The 16,737-nt window shown below is 46.3% G+C and carries 20 protein-coding genes and 1 riboswitch; of the genes, 14 read left to right on the forward strand and 6 right to left on the reverse strand.

Translation table 11 applies throughout. The features are described 5' to 3' along the window. Positions 1-150 precede the first annotated feature (150 nt). Positions 151-1,062, forward strand: coding sequence for a selenium metabolism-associated LysR family transcriptional regulator (locus KKC1_RS05320; protein WP_088553453.1), 912 nt, complete (start codon positions 151-153; stop codon positions 1,060-1,062). Positions 1,063-1,105: 43 nt separating this feature from the next. On the opposite strand, the gene KKC1_RS05325 is transcribed toward KKC1_RS05320, so the two are convergent. From KKC1_RS05325 to KKC1_RS05335, 3 genes are read right to left on the reverse strand one after another with little or no spacing between them, the layout of a single operon-like run. Further along, positions 1,106-1,609: a YeeE/YedE thiosulfate transporter family protein gene (locus KKC1_RS05325; RefSeq protein ID WP_088553454.1), complete on the reverse strand. Its 504-nt coding sequence runs from the start codon at positions 1,607-1,609 to the stop codon at positions 1,106-1,108. Positions 1,610-1,621: 12 nt separating this feature from the next. Next, entirely contained in the window at positions 1,622-1,849 is a 228-nt protein-coding gene (locus tag KKC1_RS05330) for a sulfurtransferase TusA family protein (protein ID WP_202819956.1), read from the reverse strand. Continuing rightward, complete coding sequence (locus KKC1_RS05335) at positions 1,830-2,480, reverse strand: YeeE/YedE thiosulfate transporter family protein (protein ID WP_143288679.1); 651 nt, start codon at positions 2,478-2,480, stop codon at positions 1,830-1,832. Before KKC1_RS05335 ends, KKC1_RS05330 begins: the two co-directional genes overlap by 20 nt. Positions 2,481-2,602: 122 nt before the next feature. Continuing rightward, a riboswitch (molybdenum cofactor riboswitch) is annotated at positions 2,603-2,738 on the forward strand. A 61-nt stretch (positions 2,739-2,799) separates the two neighbouring features. Between KKC1_RS05335 and moaA the strand changes: the two genes are divergently transcribed. The 9 genes from moaA to mobB are packed head-to-tail and all read left to right on the forward strand — an operon-like array spanning position 2,800 to position 10,710. Next, positions 2,800-3,783: a GTP 3',8-cyclase MoaA gene (gene moaA, locus KKC1_RS05340; protein ID WP_088553456.1), complete on the forward strand. Its 984-nt coding sequence runs from the start codon at positions 2,800-2,802 to the stop codon at positions 3,781-3,783. Positions 3,784-3,788: 5 nt separating this feature from the next. Next, on the forward strand, positions 3,789-4,577 hold the full coding sequence (gene modA / locus KKC1_RS05345) for a molybdate ABC transporter substrate-binding protein (RefSeq protein WP_192868089.1): 789 nt from the start codon (positions 3,789-3,791) through the stop codon (positions 4,575-4,577). 12 nt (positions 4,578-4,589) lie between these two features. After that, a complete protein-coding gene (locus KKC1_RS05350) occupies positions 4,590-5,351 on the forward strand; it encodes an ABC transporter permease (protein WP_088553458.1) in 762 nt (253 codons plus the stop codon). Continuing rightward, the gene (locus KKC1_RS05355) at positions 5,352-6,458 is read left to right on the forward strand and encodes an ABC transporter ATP-binding protein (RefSeq protein WP_088553459.1); all 1,107 of its coding nucleotides are present in this window, start codon (positions 5,352-5,354) and stop codon (positions 6,456-6,458) included. It begins immediately after the preceding gene. Further along, positions 6,458-7,078: a molybdenum cofactor guanylyltransferase gene (mobA, locus tag KKC1_RS05360; RefSeq protein WP_088553460.1), complete on the forward strand. Its 621-nt coding sequence runs from the start codon at positions 6,458-6,460 to the stop codon at positions 7,076-7,078. Before KKC1_RS05355 ends, mobA begins: the two co-directional genes overlap by 1 nt. Next, a complete protein-coding gene (gene fdhD / locus KKC1_RS05365; protein ID WP_088553461.1) occupies positions 7,053-7,835 on the forward strand; it encodes a formate dehydrogenase accessory sulfurtransferase FdhD in 783 nt (260 codons plus the stop codon). The genes mobA and fdhD overlap by 26 nt, the downstream gene beginning before the upstream one ends. A gap of 32 nt (positions 7,836-7,867) precedes the next feature. Next, complete coding sequence (locus KKC1_RS05370; protein ID WP_088553462.1) at positions 7,868-8,896, forward strand: molybdopterin-binding protein; 1,029 nt, start codon at positions 7,868-7,870, stop codon at positions 8,894-8,896. A 12-nt stretch (positions 8,897-8,908) separates the two neighbouring features. Further along, entirely contained in the window at positions 8,909-10,156 is a 1,248-nt protein-coding gene (locus KKC1_RS05375; RefSeq protein WP_088553463.1) for a molybdopterin molybdotransferase MoeA, read from the forward strand. A 56-nt stretch (positions 10,157-10,212) separates the two neighbouring features. Further along, positions 10,213-10,710, forward strand: coding sequence for a molybdopterin-guanine dinucleotide biosynthesis protein B (gene mobB / locus KKC1_RS05380; protein ID WP_088553464.1), 498 nt, complete (start codon positions 10,213-10,215; stop codon positions 10,708-10,710). 82 nt (positions 10,711-10,792) lie between these two features. Here mobB and KKC1_RS05385 read toward each other — a convergent pair whose 3' ends face one another. Both KKC1_RS05385 and KKC1_RS05390 read right to left on the reverse strand, forming a co-directional pair. After that, positions 10,793-12,742, reverse strand: a complete 1,950-nt coding sequence (locus KKC1_RS05385) for an acetoacetate--CoA ligase (RefSeq protein ID WP_088553465.1) — start codon at positions 12,740-12,742, stop codon at positions 10,793-10,795. Positions 12,743-12,990: 248 nt separating this feature from the next. After that, positions 12,991-13,179: a ferredoxin gene (locus KKC1_RS05390; RefSeq protein WP_088553466.1), complete on the reverse strand. Its 189-nt coding sequence runs from the start codon at positions 13,177-13,179 to the stop codon at positions 12,991-12,993. A gap of 163 nt (positions 13,180-13,342) precedes the next feature. On the opposite strand from KKC1_RS05390, the gene ytxC reads away from it, so the two are divergent. Both ytxC and KKC1_RS05400 read left to right on the forward strand, forming a co-directional pair. Continuing rightward, positions 13,343-14,236 (forward strand): putative sporulation protein YtxC, encoded by an 894-nt coding sequence (ytxC, locus tag KKC1_RS05395; protein WP_088553467.1) that lies wholly within the window; start codon positions 13,343-13,345, stop codon positions 14,234-14,236. Between the two features lie 105 nt (positions 14,237-14,341). Then, on the forward strand, positions 14,342-14,953 hold the full coding sequence (locus tag KKC1_RS05400; protein ID WP_088553468.1) for a DUF445 domain-containing protein: 612 nt from the start codon (positions 14,342-14,344) through the stop codon (positions 14,951-14,953). Between the two features lie 226 nt (positions 14,954-15,179). On the opposite strand, the gene KKC1_RS05405 is transcribed toward KKC1_RS05400, so the two are convergent. Continuing rightward, complete coding sequence (locus KKC1_RS05405) at positions 15,180-16,034, reverse strand: uroporphyrinogen decarboxylase family protein (protein WP_088553469.1); 855 nt, start codon at positions 16,032-16,034, stop codon at positions 15,180-15,182. Between the two features lie 435 nt (positions 16,035-16,469). On the opposite strand from KKC1_RS05405, the gene KKC1_RS15990 reads away from it, so the two are divergent. Then, complete coding sequence (locus KKC1_RS15990; protein ID WP_153802846.1) at positions 16,470-16,607, forward strand: hypothetical protein; 138 nt, start codon at positions 16,470-16,472, stop codon at positions 16,605-16,607. Continuing rightward, on the forward strand, positions 16,607-16,737 hold a 131-nt coding region (locus tag KKC1_RS17370), incomplete at its 3' end, for a UPF0236 family transposase-like protein (protein ID WP_143288680.1). The genes KKC1_RS15990 and KKC1_RS17370, both read left to right, overlap by 1 nt.

Raw genomic sequence — 16,737 nt, forward strand, 5'->3', positions numbered from 1 at the left:
ATCAGGCAGTTGCGGTTATGAGTCTTTATTATATCCTTATAACATGTAACTAATTGGCACTAATTATTGGTAAGAAGGACTAAAAAAAAATGTTATAATGTTATGCTAGAATATATTAGTGAAAAGTAGAACTAGCCGGGAGGGATAGGGGTGAACCTAAACCAGCTGGAGTTGTTTTGCGAGGTGGCCCGGCTTAAAAGTTTTTCTAAAGCAGCCAAATTGCTGCATATTACTCAGCCGGCAGTAAGCCTGCAAATACAAAATCTAGAAGAATACTATGGCGCCAAACTATTTGAACGAACTGCCCAGGGAGTCATTTTGACATCTGCCGGTCGGGTAGTCTATGAATATGCCCGGCGGTTATTGGAGATTCACCAGCAGATGGAAAGGGAACTGGATCGGGTCTTCGGGGTGGAAAAAGATGAGCTGGTCATTGGAGCCAGTTCCATTATCGGCAATCATGCCCTGCCCTGCAGCATCTGGGCTTTTCAGGAAAAATATCCGCAGGTAAAGCTAAAGGTAGAAGTGGGTAACACTAAGTTAATTATTCAGAAGGTCATCGAACAACAGGTCGAACTGGGCCTGGTGGAAGGTTCTACTGAATTGCCTGGTCAGAAGGGACTGGTCACCAAGAAAATTGCTACGGACGAAGTAGTAGTCATTGTTCCTAATAAAGGCTTTTGGGCCCAAAAAGAAGAGATAACTATAAAGGAATTGATGAAAGAGCGGTTTATTGTGCGGGAAAAAGGTTCAGGGGTTCGCGAGGCTTTGGAAAGAGCTCTGGAGAACCAGGGGATAAAACTTTCGGAACTTAATGTGGTGAGCGAGATGAGCAGTTTAGAGGGGATCAAAGCGGCGGTGGAAGCTGGTTTTGCTATTTCCATTTGCTGCCGGCAGGGGGTCCAAAAGGATATCCGGCGGGGGACTCTAAGGGCCATACCGATCAAAGAGCTGCCCATTCAAATAGATTATTATCTCCTTTATATGAAAAATAAATTTTTAAAACCAGTAGCCAAGCGTTTTATCCGGTTTATTGCCCCCGAGACACTGGAGTTTTGTTAAATTAAATGCCGTAGCCCGGGAATAGGCTCCCGGGCTACGGCGATTATAGGTACATCCGGGTCAATAGCTTTACTCCGATATAAGCTCCGGCAAAGACGAAGATAGCAAAAACCCAGCCATGAAGAGATTGGGAAGAAATGGCACTAAAAAAGGCGCCTACATTACACCCATGGGCCAGCCGGGCACCAAACCCCATCAACGCTCCTCCCCCTAGGGCGAGGATGATTTGGCGGCGTCGCCGGATTTTTATCCATCGGAAATCTGATGACAACAAGGTCGAGAGCAAAGATCCAGCTATCATGCCGAGAATCATCCAGGTATCTTCACCTCTAATATCGTGTCCATGTTGGAAATAAGCCCATTTTTCCGGGTGGCTGCCGAAGACTCTGGCTATTTTAACTCCCCATTTAGCTATAGCAAGCGAAATCCCCCAGGGTTTTTGGGTTGCGGCGAAGAGGATGATATTTAAAAGTGCTAGGAGGAGACCGCCAAACCAATACGTCCAGCCGGTAGAAACACCATGAAACCGTAATACTTCTTTAGACATCTTTTCACCAGCCTATTCCTGTTTGGTCAAAAAGATTTGCCAGATACCGTTTTCAGTAGACTCTACGGTAAACTCATAACGGTTTTTTTCAGCCCAGTCCAGGATATTTCTAACTGAACGGCTGAAGTTTGTCTCTACCACCAGGGTATCTCCGGTTTTTAATCTTCGACATATTTGTTGAGTTTTTAACAGAGGTACGGGGCAAACCTCTCCTAAAACGTCAAGTCTGTGGGTTGCCACGCTGAACCTTCCCCCTCTTGTCAATGCTGCTTCTTTCCATCCGACAAAGGATGAAATAGATACCTGCCAGTACGGTTACCTGGGCAATTAAGGCTGGCCCCCAGCCGAGATAATCCGGAAAAAAGACCGGTCGCCACACCGGTAAAGCTTGCTCCCACCAGCCAAAGCTCCAGATACACAGGAGGGAACCGGATATAAGGCCCGCTAAAGTCCATAAATAAATTACAGAACCTTCACCGATACGAGCCAGGCAACTGCAGACGCAGCCACCGGCGAGAATCATACCCAGACCAAAAAGGAAACCACCGAGCGCTGTATTTAAACCAACCGGGTAGATTTTTCCGGGAATGGTCAATCCCTGTACAAAAAAATTGTACTGAATAGCGGCAAATCCGATGGTGGATATTATTAACATTAAAAGCACGGCTTTCGTCAAGCTTAGGGTGCCAAAGAGAATGGGGTCGCGAAAGGCACTGGCAAAGCAAAAACGGGACCGCTGAATAACAAACCCAAAACCGAGACCAAAAAACCAATAGACTGCTTTTAAAGGCGAAAAGTGAGCCAGCGTCAGTCCTGTTAGAATTACTGCAAGAAAGGTAAGCAGAAAGAAGTGAAACTGATTTTTTTTCACTTTTTACACCTCTGTGGAAAAAATTATACCATAAATCAACAAAGAATTGCATAATCCAAATTATTGCGATTTTGTTAAGAAGAACCCCTTGCTTACTTTTTAAGTTTTCCTTATACTATAAGCAAAAACATGTTCTCCGAGCCTATTTGCCTAAGGCTCAGGCTATGGCAAATGGGCCGTGCTGCTCCGGCAGCACCAGGGTATGGCGGGAAACCGGCATGCCCCCCGCATTTGGAAAGGAGACCCGACGAGATTTGACGCGGCGCCTTTTATTGCGGGGGCGCCTGTTTATTTTAAGTGGACAAGGGGTTGGCGATTAATGCAGGACCGGTTTCAAAGAGAAATCAATTACTTGAGAATTTCGATAACTGATAGGTGTAATTTACGATGTGTTTACTGCATGCCACCGGAAGGGGTCAAGCTGGTAGAACATGAGGATATCCTCCGGTTGGAGGAAATCGAAACCATTGTGCGGGCAGCCGCTGCGGTGGGGATCAGAAAACTCCGCTTAACCGGTGGAGAACCCCTGATCCGGAAGGGGATTGTCAGGTTGGTGAGGAAACTTTCTGCTGTTCCCGGTATTGACGATCTAGCACTGACTACCAACGGTATTTTGCTGGCCCGATATCTAAAGAGCCTGGAGGAGGCAGGGCTTAACCGCGTCAACATAAGCTTAGATACCTTGCGCCCTGAAAGGTTTAAAGAAATTACCAGGGGTGGAAATTTAACGGATGTATGGCAAGGAATAAAGGCTGCACTGGCTTCCTCCCTCCATCCGGTGAAGCTCAATACCGTCATCATACGTGGTTCTAACGATGACGAGATTCTTGATTTTGCCCGCCTGACCATGGAGTTTCCGCTACACGTAAGATTTATTGAATTAATGCCTATCGGCACATGCAATGCCTGGGCTGAAGAGAAAAGGGTGCCCTATTACGAAATCAAGGAACAAATTGAGAAAGAATTGGGCAGCCTGGTAGCCTATGAAGAGGTGCCCGGGGGAGGTCCTGCTAAATACTACCGTTTGCCCGGTGCTTTAGGGACTATTGGATTTATTACCGCTATGAGCAACCATTTTTGTAATCATTGTAACCGGATTAGACTGACGGCTCAGGGACAAATCAGGCCCTGCCTGCACTCCGAGTGGGAGATTGACCTTAAAGGGCCGCTCCGTCAGGGAGCGCGGGAAGAAGAATTGCAGGCCCTTATTTCTCAAGCCATTCAGGGGAAGCCGCGTCGGCATTCCATGGACTCTGAAGGATGGCAGGATCAGCGACGGAGTATGTTTCAGATCGGAGGCTGATGGGCGTGAGTGCCTTAGACAGATGGAAAGTATTGGGCATGATCGTATTAGCTTTTTCACTTTTGATTAATGGTTGTGCGAAAAATGAAGAACAAGAGGTCCTCACGGTTTTTGCGGCTTCATCTCTAACTGAGAGTTTCCGGGAGATAGCCCGCGCCTTTCAAGCACTTCACCCCGGTGTAAAGGTTCAGCTCAACTTTGCCGGGAGCCAAGTTTTGATGCAGCAGTTGAGTGCTGGCGCTCAGGCGGATGTCTTTGCTTCGGCAGACGAGAGATATGTGGCTGAAGCGGTCGAGCAAAATCTAGCGGAGCAGCCTCGTCTGATGGCTAAAAACAGACTGGTGGCGGTTATTGCTAAAGAACAGGCGGGGATAGAAAACCTGGGAGACCTGGTGAAGATTAAAAACCTGGTGTTGGCAGACCCTCGGGTCCCGGTGGGTGCCTATTCAGAGCAGGTCCTGGACAATTTAGGCCGTCTTTACGGTTCCCAGTATAAATCGCGCGTAATTGAAAATGTGGTTTCTTGGGAAAGTAATGTTAAGCAGGTGGTAGCCAAGGTGGCCCTCGGTGAGGCGGGAGGAGCATTGGTTTATGCTACGGATGTTACTCCGGATTTAAAAAAACAGGTTAAAGTACTGGAAATTCCGCCGGAGTACAACGTGGAAGCAAAATACTTTATTGCCGTCGGGAAGAACGGTAAACAGAAAGAGCTTGCTGCGGAATTTATAGATTTCCTTATGTCCTCCCGGGGGCAGGAGATTTTACTTCAATTCGGGTTCCTGCCTATCCGTTAAGGATGTGGTAGTATGTATTGGCTATTGACATTGGTGTGGTTTTTTTTGATCCTTTTACCCATACTCTCTATTTTTGGCGCCTTTTCCCAAGCGGACCTGATAGCCGGGTTGAGGAGCCCGCTGGTGCGAGAAGCGCTCAGAGTAAGTGCCCTTTCTACAGGCATTTCTATGGTACTGATTCTGAGCCTTGGTTTACCGACCGCTTATTTTTTGGCCCGCAGCAATTGGCGCGGGAAAGTCTTCCTGGATACGTTGTTGGATTTGCCCATGGTTCTGCCGCCGGCGGTAGCGGGTATGGCGTTACTTCTCGCCTTCGGCCGCAGGGGACTGGCTGGCGAAGTGTTGTACAAAATGGGGTTGGTTCTTCCTTTTTCCCTGCCGGCTGTGGTTATGGCCCAAACTTTCGTGGCTGCTCCCTTTTTTATACGGTCGGCTAAAAGCGGATTTCAGGCTGTAGATAAGAACCTGGAATGGGCTGCTCAGACCTTGGGGAAAACTCCCTGGCAAGTCTTTTGGCGGGTTACTTTTCCCCTAGCGCTTCCTTCTCTGGTCAGCGGACTGATTATGTCCTGGGCGCGAGCTTTAGGGGAGTTCGGAGCAACTTTGATATTTGCCGGCAATATGCCGGGGCGAACCCAGACCTTGCCCCTGGCAGTGTACAGTGCCATGGAAACTGATTTTCCGGCGGCGATGGTGATGTCTGCTTTTCTGGTCGTTATTTCTTTTCTGGTTCTGGTTTCGGTGAAAGTGCTGGCAGGAAAGGGGCTTGGTTAGATGCTGGAAATGCAGGTTAAAAAGAAACTCCCATCCTTTACCATAGATTTAGCATTATCGGCGGGAAATGAACTGATCTGTCTGCTGGGGCCCTCCGGAGCCGGAAAATCGACTCTCTTGCACATGGTGGCCGGGCTGATAGAGCCGGATGAAGGTGTTATTAGGGTTAAAAACGTATCCTACTTTTTAAAACCTGCCGGGGCAAGAAGGGGCCGACAACTTCCCCCCTACCGAAGACGGGTAGGTTATGTCTTTCAGAATTATGCTTTATTCCCTCATCTAACTGTTTACCAAAATATTTTTTTTGGAGCCAGAGGTTCTAAAGAAGAAATCAGACGAGAAGCCCTTTATTTGATCGACCTTTTAAGGCTTCAGGGGCTGGAGCAGAGGAAGGTGACGGAACTATCGGGCGGTCAGCAGCAGCGAGTAGCTTTGGCCAGAGCTTTAATCACCAAGCCGGATATTTTGCTGCTGGACGAGCCTTTTTCCAACCTGGACGAACTCATTCGCCGAAAACTAAGATTGGACCTGTTGCGGGTTCATCGCGATTTTAACATTCCCATATTGATGGTAACCCATGACCTTGAGGAAGCGTATACTCTTGGCGGTAAAATTGCGGTGTTGGATAACGGACGGATTCTCCAGTTTGGAACCAGAGAGGAAGTCTTTCACCGTCCTCAGAGCCGTCGGGTGGCACGCTTTGTGGGCATGAAGAATATTTTCACCGGCAGAGTAACGGAAGTCAACCCTGAAAAGAATCTTTTGAAAATCGCAGGGAACAAGTTTAATGTTTGCCTTCCCTACTACCCCTGCCAGGTGGGAGATCAAGTGGTTTTCGGTATCCGGCCGGAAGATATCCGCCTGATTAGAAAAGGAGTTGAGTTGCGCAAACCGGTACGGGATAATGTTCTCAATGGCACACTCGTGGAAATGATTCCGGAAGGTCCAGGGTATCGCCTATTCCTGAAGATAACTCCCGATACTTATGACTTGGAAATTCTGGTTCCTACTCATGTTGCCTTAAACCATCAACTTAAAGTTGGGATGGAACTTACCGTGGCTTTGAAAAAATCGGCTTTACATTTGTTGGAGAGGGCTGAGAGTTAATGCTTAAGGCAAGCGGTGTGGTGCTGGCTGGAGGTAAAAGTTCCCGCATGGGGACAAACAAGGCCCTGTTGGCAGTCCACGGCCAGACTATGATCGAACATGTAGTGGAGGAGATGCGCAAAGCCTTTCGAGAAGTTATTATTGTTACCAACGAGCCGCACCTTTATTCAGGGCTAGGGGTACGGGTGATAACGGACTTGATACCTGGGTTAGGGCCATTAAGCGGGATACATGCTGGACTGACTGCTTCTTCCTATGAATACAGCTTTGTTACCGCCTGTGATATGCCTTTTATTGACCATCGCCTAGCCGCTTATCTGGTCCAGGAGGCCCCGGGGTATGACGTGGTAGTGCCTCAAAAAGGGGACTACCTGGAACCACTCCATGCGGTATACAGTAAGGCATGCATTGCCCCCATCAAAATGTGTTTAGAAAACCGCATATTTAAAATTATTGCTTTTTATCCGGCGGTTAAAGTAAAATTTGTGGGAATAGAACGGATGCGACCTTTGGCCGACCTTGAGAAAGTGTTCTTCAATGTTAATACGCCTCAGGAACTGGTACACGCAAGAGAGATGGCAAAGGGGGAGAAGCATGGACCAAAGGATTCAGGAAGTTGAAGCTCTTCGCAAAACGGCGGAGGTAACGGAGACTTTCACTGACAGGATTGTGAAGGAAATGCCCATCACTATTTACTTGAACGAAAAAGAGATTGTCACCCTCTTATGTTCCCCCGATAACTTGGAAGAGCTGGCGGTTGGTTTTTTGTCCTCCGAGGGATTGATTAAAGACCCCAAGGACCTCATTAGGGTAAGGGCTCATGAGGAACAGGGCATGGTCTGGGTGGAAACCGCGAGGGAATCGCAGATAGCCGAAAAGCTTTTTTTGAAACGCTACATTACGACCGGTTGCGGTAAAGGCACTACTTTTTATCATTGGGCAGATGCCAATCTAGCCAAGCCTATTACCAGCAACCTGAGGGTGACTGCTGCTGAGATTTTGGAAGCAATGCGGAAAGTACAACAAATTTCGGAACTTTACAAAACTACCGGGGGAGTGCACGGCGCTGCCCTTTGTGAGAGGGATAAGATTTTCCTTTATCGCGAAGACGTGGGCCGGCATAACGCTGTAGACAAAATCATCGGCCGTTGCTTTCTAGACGGTACACCAACGGCTGACAAAATTTTATTAACTAGCGGGCGCATTTCTTCGGAGATATTAATCAAAGTAGCAAAGATGGGTATTCCCATCCTGGTTTCCAGGTCGGCTCCCACCAGCTTGGCTTTAGCTCATGCCGAGGAATTGGGTATTACGGTCGTCGGATTTGCCCGCGCCAGGCGGCTTAATGTTTATACTTATCCGGAGAGGATTCAATAAGGAGCGCTTTTACGTGAAGGAGGCAGCTGTTGATGCGGAAAGTGCGTGTTGAAGATGCTGTTGGTATGGTCCTCTGTCATGATATAACTAAAATTGTACCAGGGGAATTCAAAGGTGTTGCTTTTAAAAAAGGTCATATTATCCAGGAAGAAGACATCCCTGAACTGCTGAAAATAGGTAAAGAACATATTTATGTCTGGGAAACAAGAGAAGGCTTGGTGCATGAAAATGAAGCTGCCCTTCGCTTGGCTCGTGCAGTGTGCAAAGGTAAGCTGGAGATTACCGAGCCCCGTGAAGGAAAAGTCAATCTCATTGCTCACCAGGATGGCCTGCTTAAGGTACATGTCAATTGCCTGAACAGGGTGAACTGCTTTGACTGGCTCGCCGTAGCTACCCTCCATAGCAATCGGGTGGTAAGAAAAGGGGATTTGGTTGCGGGTGTCCGTGTGATTCCGCTAGTCGTCGAAGAAGCCAAAATTGAACAGGTAGAGGCCCTGTGCAACGAAGCGAAGGAAGGCATAATAGAAGTCAAGCCGCTGCTGCCGCTAAAAGCGGGTTTGGTGACCACCGGAAACGAAGTTTTTTACGGCAGGATTCGGGACAAGTTCGGGCCCGTACTCAAAGAGAAGTTAGCCCGGTACGGCTGTAAGTTTCTGCGTCAAATCATTGTTCCTGACGATATTGGTGAAATTGCCACGGCAGTAAAAAAATTAGCTGCGGAAGGAGCACAACTTATTTTGACTTCTGGCGGTATGTCGGTAGACCCGGATGACGTTACTCCAGCCGGAGTCCGGGCTGCAGGTGGTGAAATAGTGGCATACGGGGCTCCCGTGTTGCCCGGCTCCATGTTTATGCTGGCTTATCTGGAAGATATTCCTGTTTTGGGCTTGCCGGGGTGTGTTATGTACAACAAGACTACTGTCTTTGATCTAGTTTTACCCCGAATTTTAGCAGGAGAAAAGCTAACCCGGCAGGATATAGCTTTTATGGGTCACGGCGGTCTGTGCAACAACTGCCCTAACTGCACTTTCCCGCACTGTCCCTTTGGAAAAGGGAGTTAAGGAGGAATTAGGATGCGTGAAATGTTACCTCTAGAGACCGCTTTAGAGCTCTTATTGGAACAGGTGAAAGTTGTTGAGAAAGAAGTATTGGAACTTCTTTCGGCCTTTCAAAGGGTGCTGGCCCAGGAAGTATTTGCTCCTAGCAACCAGCCTCCTTTCGACCGTTCTCCTCTAGATGGTTATGCCGTTCGAGGAGCTGATATAGCCAACGCTTCACCCCAAACTCCGGCCCGCCTTAAAGTAGCGGAAACTCTGCCTGCGGGCTATTTGGCCAAGGGCAGGGTGGAAGCAGGGACTGCTATCCGTATTATGACCGGCGCCCCGATCCCTCCGGGCGCGGATACAGTGATTCGTTTTGAAGATACCAGAGAAAACAACGGGTGGGTTGAAATTTTTGTTTCCCTTGCGCCCGGCAGCAACATCGTGCGGGCGGGAGAAGATATCCGTCAAGGAGAATTGGTGTTAAAACCCGGTGTGTTGCTTGACGCGCCGGAAATAGGTGTGCTGGCGGCTTTAGGAATACCTCGGGTAGAGGTATTTAAGAGGCCTCGGGTGGCCATTCTGAGCACCGGGGATGAACTGGTGGGTCTGGATGGGGAACTACCTCCGGGCAAAATTCGTAATAGCAACCTGTATGCTTTGGCCGCTTCGGTCCTTAAAGCGGGAGGAGAGCCTGTTCTGTTAGGAATGGTCCCCGACCGTGTGGAAGAGATTGCTCTGAAAATTAGTGAAGGTCTCCGAAAAGCTGACATGTTGCTGACCACGGGCGGTGCTTCGGTAGGCGAGTATGACATGATTCAGGAAGCTATGAGCCGGGCAGGAGCTCGACTGTTATTTTGGAAAATCGATATGAAACCCGGCACGCCGGTGGTAGCAGGTGAAGCAGAAGGTAAACTCATTCTGGGACTTTCCGGTAATCCGGCGGCGGCTCTGATTTCTTTTGAGGTGTTGGTCCGACCCTTGATTAGAAAAATGGCTGGTTTCACCAACCTTTACCGGCCCCGGGTTGCGGTGAAGCTCCTGGAGGACTTCCGGAAAAAAGGTCGCCAGCGCCGTTTTCTGCGGGCGAGGGTAGGCTTAATAGAGGGACAGTTATGGGCCAGCCTGTCTGGTGTCCAGAGTCCCGGCGTTATGAAGTCTTTCCTCGCTGCCAACTCTTTGTTGGATATTCCCGGCGGTCGTGCTCCACTGTTGAAAGGAGAAGAGGTGGAAGCGATTCTCACTGGCGACCTGACCGAACTGGAAACTATTCTGGATTAGCGGGTGTATTCCTTGATTTTAGAAAGAAACGCAAGAGAAAGTGAGGGAAAACAAAAATGAGACCACCGATAGTTTCTGTTGTTGGCAAGTCCGATATGGGGAAAACCACCTTGTTAGAGAAGTTAATCCCGGAACTAAAAAGGCGTGGATATCGGGTAGCTACCATTAAGCACGATGCCCATAACTTCGACATCGACCATCCTGGCAAGGATACTTGGCGTCATGCCCAAGCTGGGGCAGACGTAGTGGTGATTTCTTCGCCTGTTAAGTTTGCCATGATAGCTAAGGTAGAAGAAGAAAGAAGCCTAGATGAACTGGTAACTATGTTACCGCCTGTTGACATTGTTCTTACCGAAGGTTATAAACGAGGAAATAAGCCGAAGATAGAGGTATTTCGAGCGGCGCGAGGCGAAAAAGAGCTCCTTTGCCGTCCTGAGGAACTTCTGGCAATTGCGAGCGATGTGTCTTTTGATATCGGTGTTCCTGTCTACGGGCTGGATGATGTTGCAGGCCTCGCTGACCTCATCGAGGAAAAGTTTCTTAAAAAGGTCTAATTATACTTATACTGGATCGCTACAGCAGCATGGGCGTTTCTTAGTGTAAAATTACTGTAGGTTAGCTAGGTTTGAGGCATGGTTAAGATTGGAGCTCGGGGATGTTTTTGAAAAGGTCCAGGGCTTCTGGATTGGCGAGAGCATCGCGGTTTAAGACGGGCTCATTATGAATTATCTTTTTCACCGCCAGTTCCACCTTTTTACCATTGATCGTGTAGGGTATATCAGCCACCTGTATAATCTTGGCCGGAACGTGGCGGGGTGTAGCGTTTTCCCTGATGGTGGTTTTTATTTTCCTGATTAAATCGTCGGTAAGCTCGATGCCTTCTGCCAGTTTGACGAATAAGACTACCCGTACATCGTTTTCCCAGTTCTGCCCCACTACAAGGCTATCTACAACTTCGGGCAGTGCTTCCACTTGTCGGTAAATCTCTGCCGTACCTATGCGGACACCGCCGGGATTTAGGGTAGCATCCGAACGGCCATAGATAATAACTCCTCCGGTATCGGTAATCTCAATATAGTCCCCATGACGCCAGACACCCGGATAAAATTCGAAATAAGCGCTTTTATATTTTTTACGGTCGGGATCATTCCAGAAACCAATGGGCTGCGATGGGAAGGGAGCAGTGCAGACCAGTTCTCCCTTCTGGTTGTAAACCGGATTTCCCTCCTCATCGTAAGCCTCTACTTTCATGCCCAGTCCCCGGCACTGCAGTTCGCCGGCATAAACCGGTCCAATTGGGTTGCCCAAAGCAAAACAGGATATGATATCTGTGCCGCCTGAAATAGATGAGAGGCACACATCTTTTTTGATTTCCCGGTAGACAAATTCAAAGCTTTCTACCGATAGGGGTGAGCCGGTGGAGAGAATAGCTTTTAAGCTAATGAGATCGTATTTTGCACCGGGTTTTAAGCCTGCCTTTTCTACGGAAGCCAAGTACTTGGCGCTGGTACCAAATACAGTTATCTTTTCATCTTGCGCCAGTTGGAACAAGGCACCTGCGTCCGGGTAAAAGGGTGACCCGTCGTACAGTACTATGGTTGCTCCCACGGCAAGAGAACTTACCAGCCAGTTCCACATCATCCAGCCGCAGGTAGTGAAATAGAAAATGACATCATCCCGCTTGAGGTCGGTATGCAGAATTAATTCTTTTAGGTGTTGGATAAGGGTACCGCCTGCTCCATGTACTATACACTTGGGCACTCCTGTAGTACCCGAGGAGTACAAAATGTATACCGGGTGGTCGAAGGGAAGTTGCTCAAAAGCTATATCTCGATCGGCAGAAGGGGACAGAAAATTTTGAAAGTAAACTGCACCAGGAATGATGCTAATGTCTGGTTTTTCCTCGGTATAGGGAATGACTACCACTTTTTCTATGGAGTTAATTTCCCCTTTTACTCTGGCCGCCCGTTCCAGGGAATCATGTCTCTTGCCGTTGTAGAAATAGCCGTCGGCGGTGAAGAGTACCTTGGGTTGAATTTGGCCGAACCGGTCCATAACACCGTTAAAGCCGAAGTCGGGAGAACACGAGGTCCAGATGGCCCCGATACTGGTAGCGGCTAACATGGCCATAACGGTTTCAGGTATATTGGGCATGAAACCGGCCACCCGGTCACCCGTCTCAACTCCGGCCTCGCGCAGGGAAGCAGCCAGGCGGGCTACTGTATCGTAGAGTTCCCTGTAAGTAATTCGGACCGTGTCTGATTTTTCACCTTTAAATATGATGGCGGTGTGTTCGTCTCGATAGCGGAGTAGGTTCTCGGCAAAATTCAACCTGGCGCCTTCAAACCATTTGCATTCCAGCATGTCATCTAGGTTAGTTGCCACCCGGTCGTAAGGGCGGGAAGCCTTAATTTGGCCAAATTCCCACATGGCGGCCCAGAAGTCGGGGATGTTGTTTATGGACCATTCATATAACTGGTCATAGGAATTAAAATTTTGTCCGTATTTTTTATTAATAAATTGTATAAAACGGGTCATGTTAGCGTTTCTTTTACGCTCCTCCGAAGGTTCCCAGAGTTTACGCATTCAAATCCCCCTTTAAATTAAAAGTTCGAACCAAGGAACACTTTTTCTTAGCTTCGATGCAATAAAGATGCCAGGTAATTTTTAATTAAAAGAAAGAATAAGGGCTATATTTATGCTTTTGGGTAAGGTTACAGTGTGTTACCCATTTCTCAGAGGGAGATTAAATGTAAAATAAATTATACATGCCTTGGCTGAGAGTTTTACAAATTAAAAAGGGAACCATTTTTGAAGACGGTTCCCTTGGTACCTTATTCTTCGGAGATAGCGTCCGTAGGACAGCCTTCCACAGCCTCATGGGCTGCATCTTCTTCTTCGGGAGGTACTTCATCAACGATGGCATGAGCCTTTCCATTATCGTCCCAATCGAAAACGGCTGGACAAGTAGCAATACAAGCTCCACATTCGATACATTCGTCGGGATCTACTTTAACTTTCATTTTTTTTTTTCACCCCCTTGGAATGAGTTTTTTTTATTTTGTTGCTAAAACTAAAGAATTATGCTAAGGAGCCAAATAATTACATTTAACCTGCTCCTTTTATTACCGCCTGTATACAAAAAATTTTTCGCACATATACTATTTGCAGAAGGGAGTGAATACGATGGCCCAACCGATATCTATAGGTTCTGCTAAATATCCGGACGCTATTCGCCATTGTCTAGGGACTGAATTTAAACATTTACAAAAGCAAGGGATTAAGGTTAACATTTGGCATAACGAATTGGGTGAATTTACCTTCTTAGGTTGTGATATAGATGATACCGGCCCCAAAGAGACCCTATCCATAAATAAAGTTTCCATTTTCAGGCACTATATTGCTAGGGCGGTCGCAGACCTCATACTAAATCAATGGGAAGGTTCCTTGGTAAGTAGAATTATTCGTAACAATTACAACTATCTTAACGAGGAAGAACGTCGGCAGATTTACCACAGAGTACTTCAGTATTTAAAACAGGCTGACCAGGAAGAAGTATTTTATCGTTTTGACCGCAAGAGTAAGATCTTAAACAAGGTATTAGAATATCTGGAGGGGAATGATAAACTTATAGTAGAAGGCTTCATCAACTTCAGATTGAAGGACTATCTACTGGAACTCGAGCAAGTTGTTGATCAAACGGTAGACGAATATTTGATGGAGAAGGAATACAAGGAATTTATTCGCCTTTTAAAATATTTCGTGGACGTACAGGAAAATAGGGTGGATAAAGTTCACGTTGTTCTTAAACCCAGCGGGGTTTTTCAAATTTACGACGGTGAGGAAAATATGATTAAAAATGAATGTATTGAAGGCGTAGTGGTCGATTTGGTTGAAAGCGAAATAAATTACGAAGACCTATTAATTAGCGCCCTGATTACTATCGCGCCGGGGAAAATTGTTTTACACGGGAACGGTCACGAAAAGCTAAAAAATACGGTTGAGACTATAGAAAATGTTTTTGGGGAAAAGGTTCAGCATTGCCCCGGTTGCAGTAGATGTAGACATTTAAATCGATAAAAAATACGGATGTCCAGCCGGCTTAAGCCGGCTTTTTAATTTGACTTGCTACGACTGTTGGTATTTGTTATAGTAACGGAAGAATTACGAGGTGAGGGATTCTTTATGAAATGGCATATATTTCTCATACCTGTAGTAGGAGCGGTAATCGGTTGGATCACTAATGTAATAGCTATCAAGCTGATTTTCTGGCCCTACCAACCGCTCAGGATACCCCTTACAAATTTCTGGCTGCAAGGGTTAATTCCCAAGAGACGTTCCGAGATGGCCCGTAATGTAGGAGAAGTGATAGAGAAAGAGCTGTTTTCCATTGACGATCTGTTGGAGTACTTAAATAACGCAGAAACTCAACAACGAACGGCGTTGCTCATTACAAACGCAGTTAGAGACCACCTCATAGAACGTTTACCTTCCTTCATCCCGCATTCAATTAGGGATTTCCTGGCCAGTTTGCTGGAGGATATTGTTCGCCGAGAGGCACCGGTAATCCTAGGCAAGTTAGTGCTAGAAATAGGGGATGAACTAAAAGAAAAGATTAAAGTGGGAGAGATTATCGAGGAAAAGATGAATAAATTTGATCTCAAAAAGCTAGAAAACGTGGTCTTGCAAGTGGCTACGCGGGAGCTTAAGCATATTGAGTTTTTGGGAGCCGTTATAGGCTTTTTTATCGGCCTTGCTCAAGTAGGATTGCTTTTAGTATTAGAACGTATAAATTAGTAAGTAACAGAAGGGGAAGAGTCTATTTAGCCCCCTAAGCAATTTGGAAAATCTCCGAGTAGAACCTATAATAGCCTTAGGAAAAGGACGGTCAAGGAGACAATACATCGAGGAATTTAAAGAGAAAATTCTGGCTGAATGCCTGTAGGTAGAACTAGCGGCGATATCTGAGTTCAGTAATTGTTTCATTCATTAGATAAGTTTTCTTGCATAAAGTAAAATTAGGTTACTCGAGCTGCCTGTAAATTTCCTGCAGCTTTTTTAGGCTGCGAATGTCAGATAGCCCGCATGATGAAGCCAGTATCAGCTTACAGCTATTTTTCAGATCGTCAATGTACCGAAATATGGCAGCCATTTCATTATCCTCTAGGTCTGGCCCCATCAACCATTCGGCTTTGATTCCCGAAAGAATGACAATATTTTCCGGCAGTCTGCGACATAGTTCCAGCAGGTTCATGGCTTCGGGTTCCAAGGAAAACATTGAATATCCTTCATCGATCAAAGAAGTGATTATTGTTTCGATATTGCCATCAGAGTGAAAGCCTACGGGTTTATCGCTTTTTATTAAATTTCTCAGTCTGCGATATAAGGGTAAGAGTATCCTTTTAAACAACTCGGGAGAAAAGTATAGCCCGCGGTTATAGGCTATGTCATCGCACAGGATGAGTACGTCAGCACCGGCATTATCGGCTGCCATTAATTCTATCGCCGCCAACTCCGCGTTTTTTTTCAGTTGTTCATCCAGACGTTCCGGGTCGCTAGAAAACCATTTTATGACTTCCCAAAAATCGTGTTCTCTAATAGTTCGCTCAAAAGGACCATCGACAGTAACTCCACTGACTAAACCCAGGGCATCAGCCCTGTTTATGAGGGTGGTCATCTCCCCTGAATTAATAGGAAGATTTTGTATGGGGTTGGTGTAGCTTAAAAAACAAATATCGGAACCGATGCTCGAGCTGAGAGTGATAAGGGATTCCTGCGTTTGTTCAAGGCCCAGTTCCTTCAGAATTTCCCCCGCGATCCAGAGTTCTCCGCGGGGAATTTTTGTTTTCATTTTTTGAAGCAGACAGCTAAAACCCATGGACACATTTCTCCTTTGTTTTAAGTAGTTGATTTTTAATTGGTTTATTTTAAATTTAATTATATAAAATACATATTTTATTTTAAATTTAATTATATAAAATACATATTTTTTATGCAGCAAGAAGGGGAAAAATGGGCAGCGGATTTTAAAGAAGGTGAAGTTCCTACTGGAAAAATATACATTAAAGTCCATGGAGTAAAAATGCGCCTGGAGAGGGTCCGGGAAAAGAAACGGAAAATCGAACCTATAATCGTCTGCGGGTGAAGGTTGTTTTTAAAATCTAAAAATTTATCTTAGACACCCTCCAAATTATGATACTATCCCAGTGTTAGTATGAGTCAATAAATATCGGGGGCCAAGAAGGAAAATGAGGCCCTGCTCCATAAGAGTAAATATACCCAAAACCACAACAGAAAGGAGCAAGGCCTCAAAATGAAGACATGGTTAATTAAAGAACTTAATGAAGGGAACTTGGACTTTAGGAAATTAGAATGGATGCTGTTTAACTTACTCATAGGAGTATTTCGACACCTGATGGCGGAAATCCTTGAAGCAATTGATCTTTTTTGATGGCAACGCGAGATACCAAGCGATATATCTTGAAGGAACGGAAACCCAGGACACTACAAACACTAGTTGGTGAAATCACCTTTAAGCGGCGCTACTATTGGGACAAAGAAGAAGGAACTTGGGTTTACCT

The organism is Calderihabitans maritimus (assembly GCF_002207765.1).
Taxonomy (GTDB): domain Bacteria; phylum Bacillota; class KKC1; order Calderihabitantales; family Calderihabitantaceae; genus Calderihabitans; species Calderihabitans maritimus.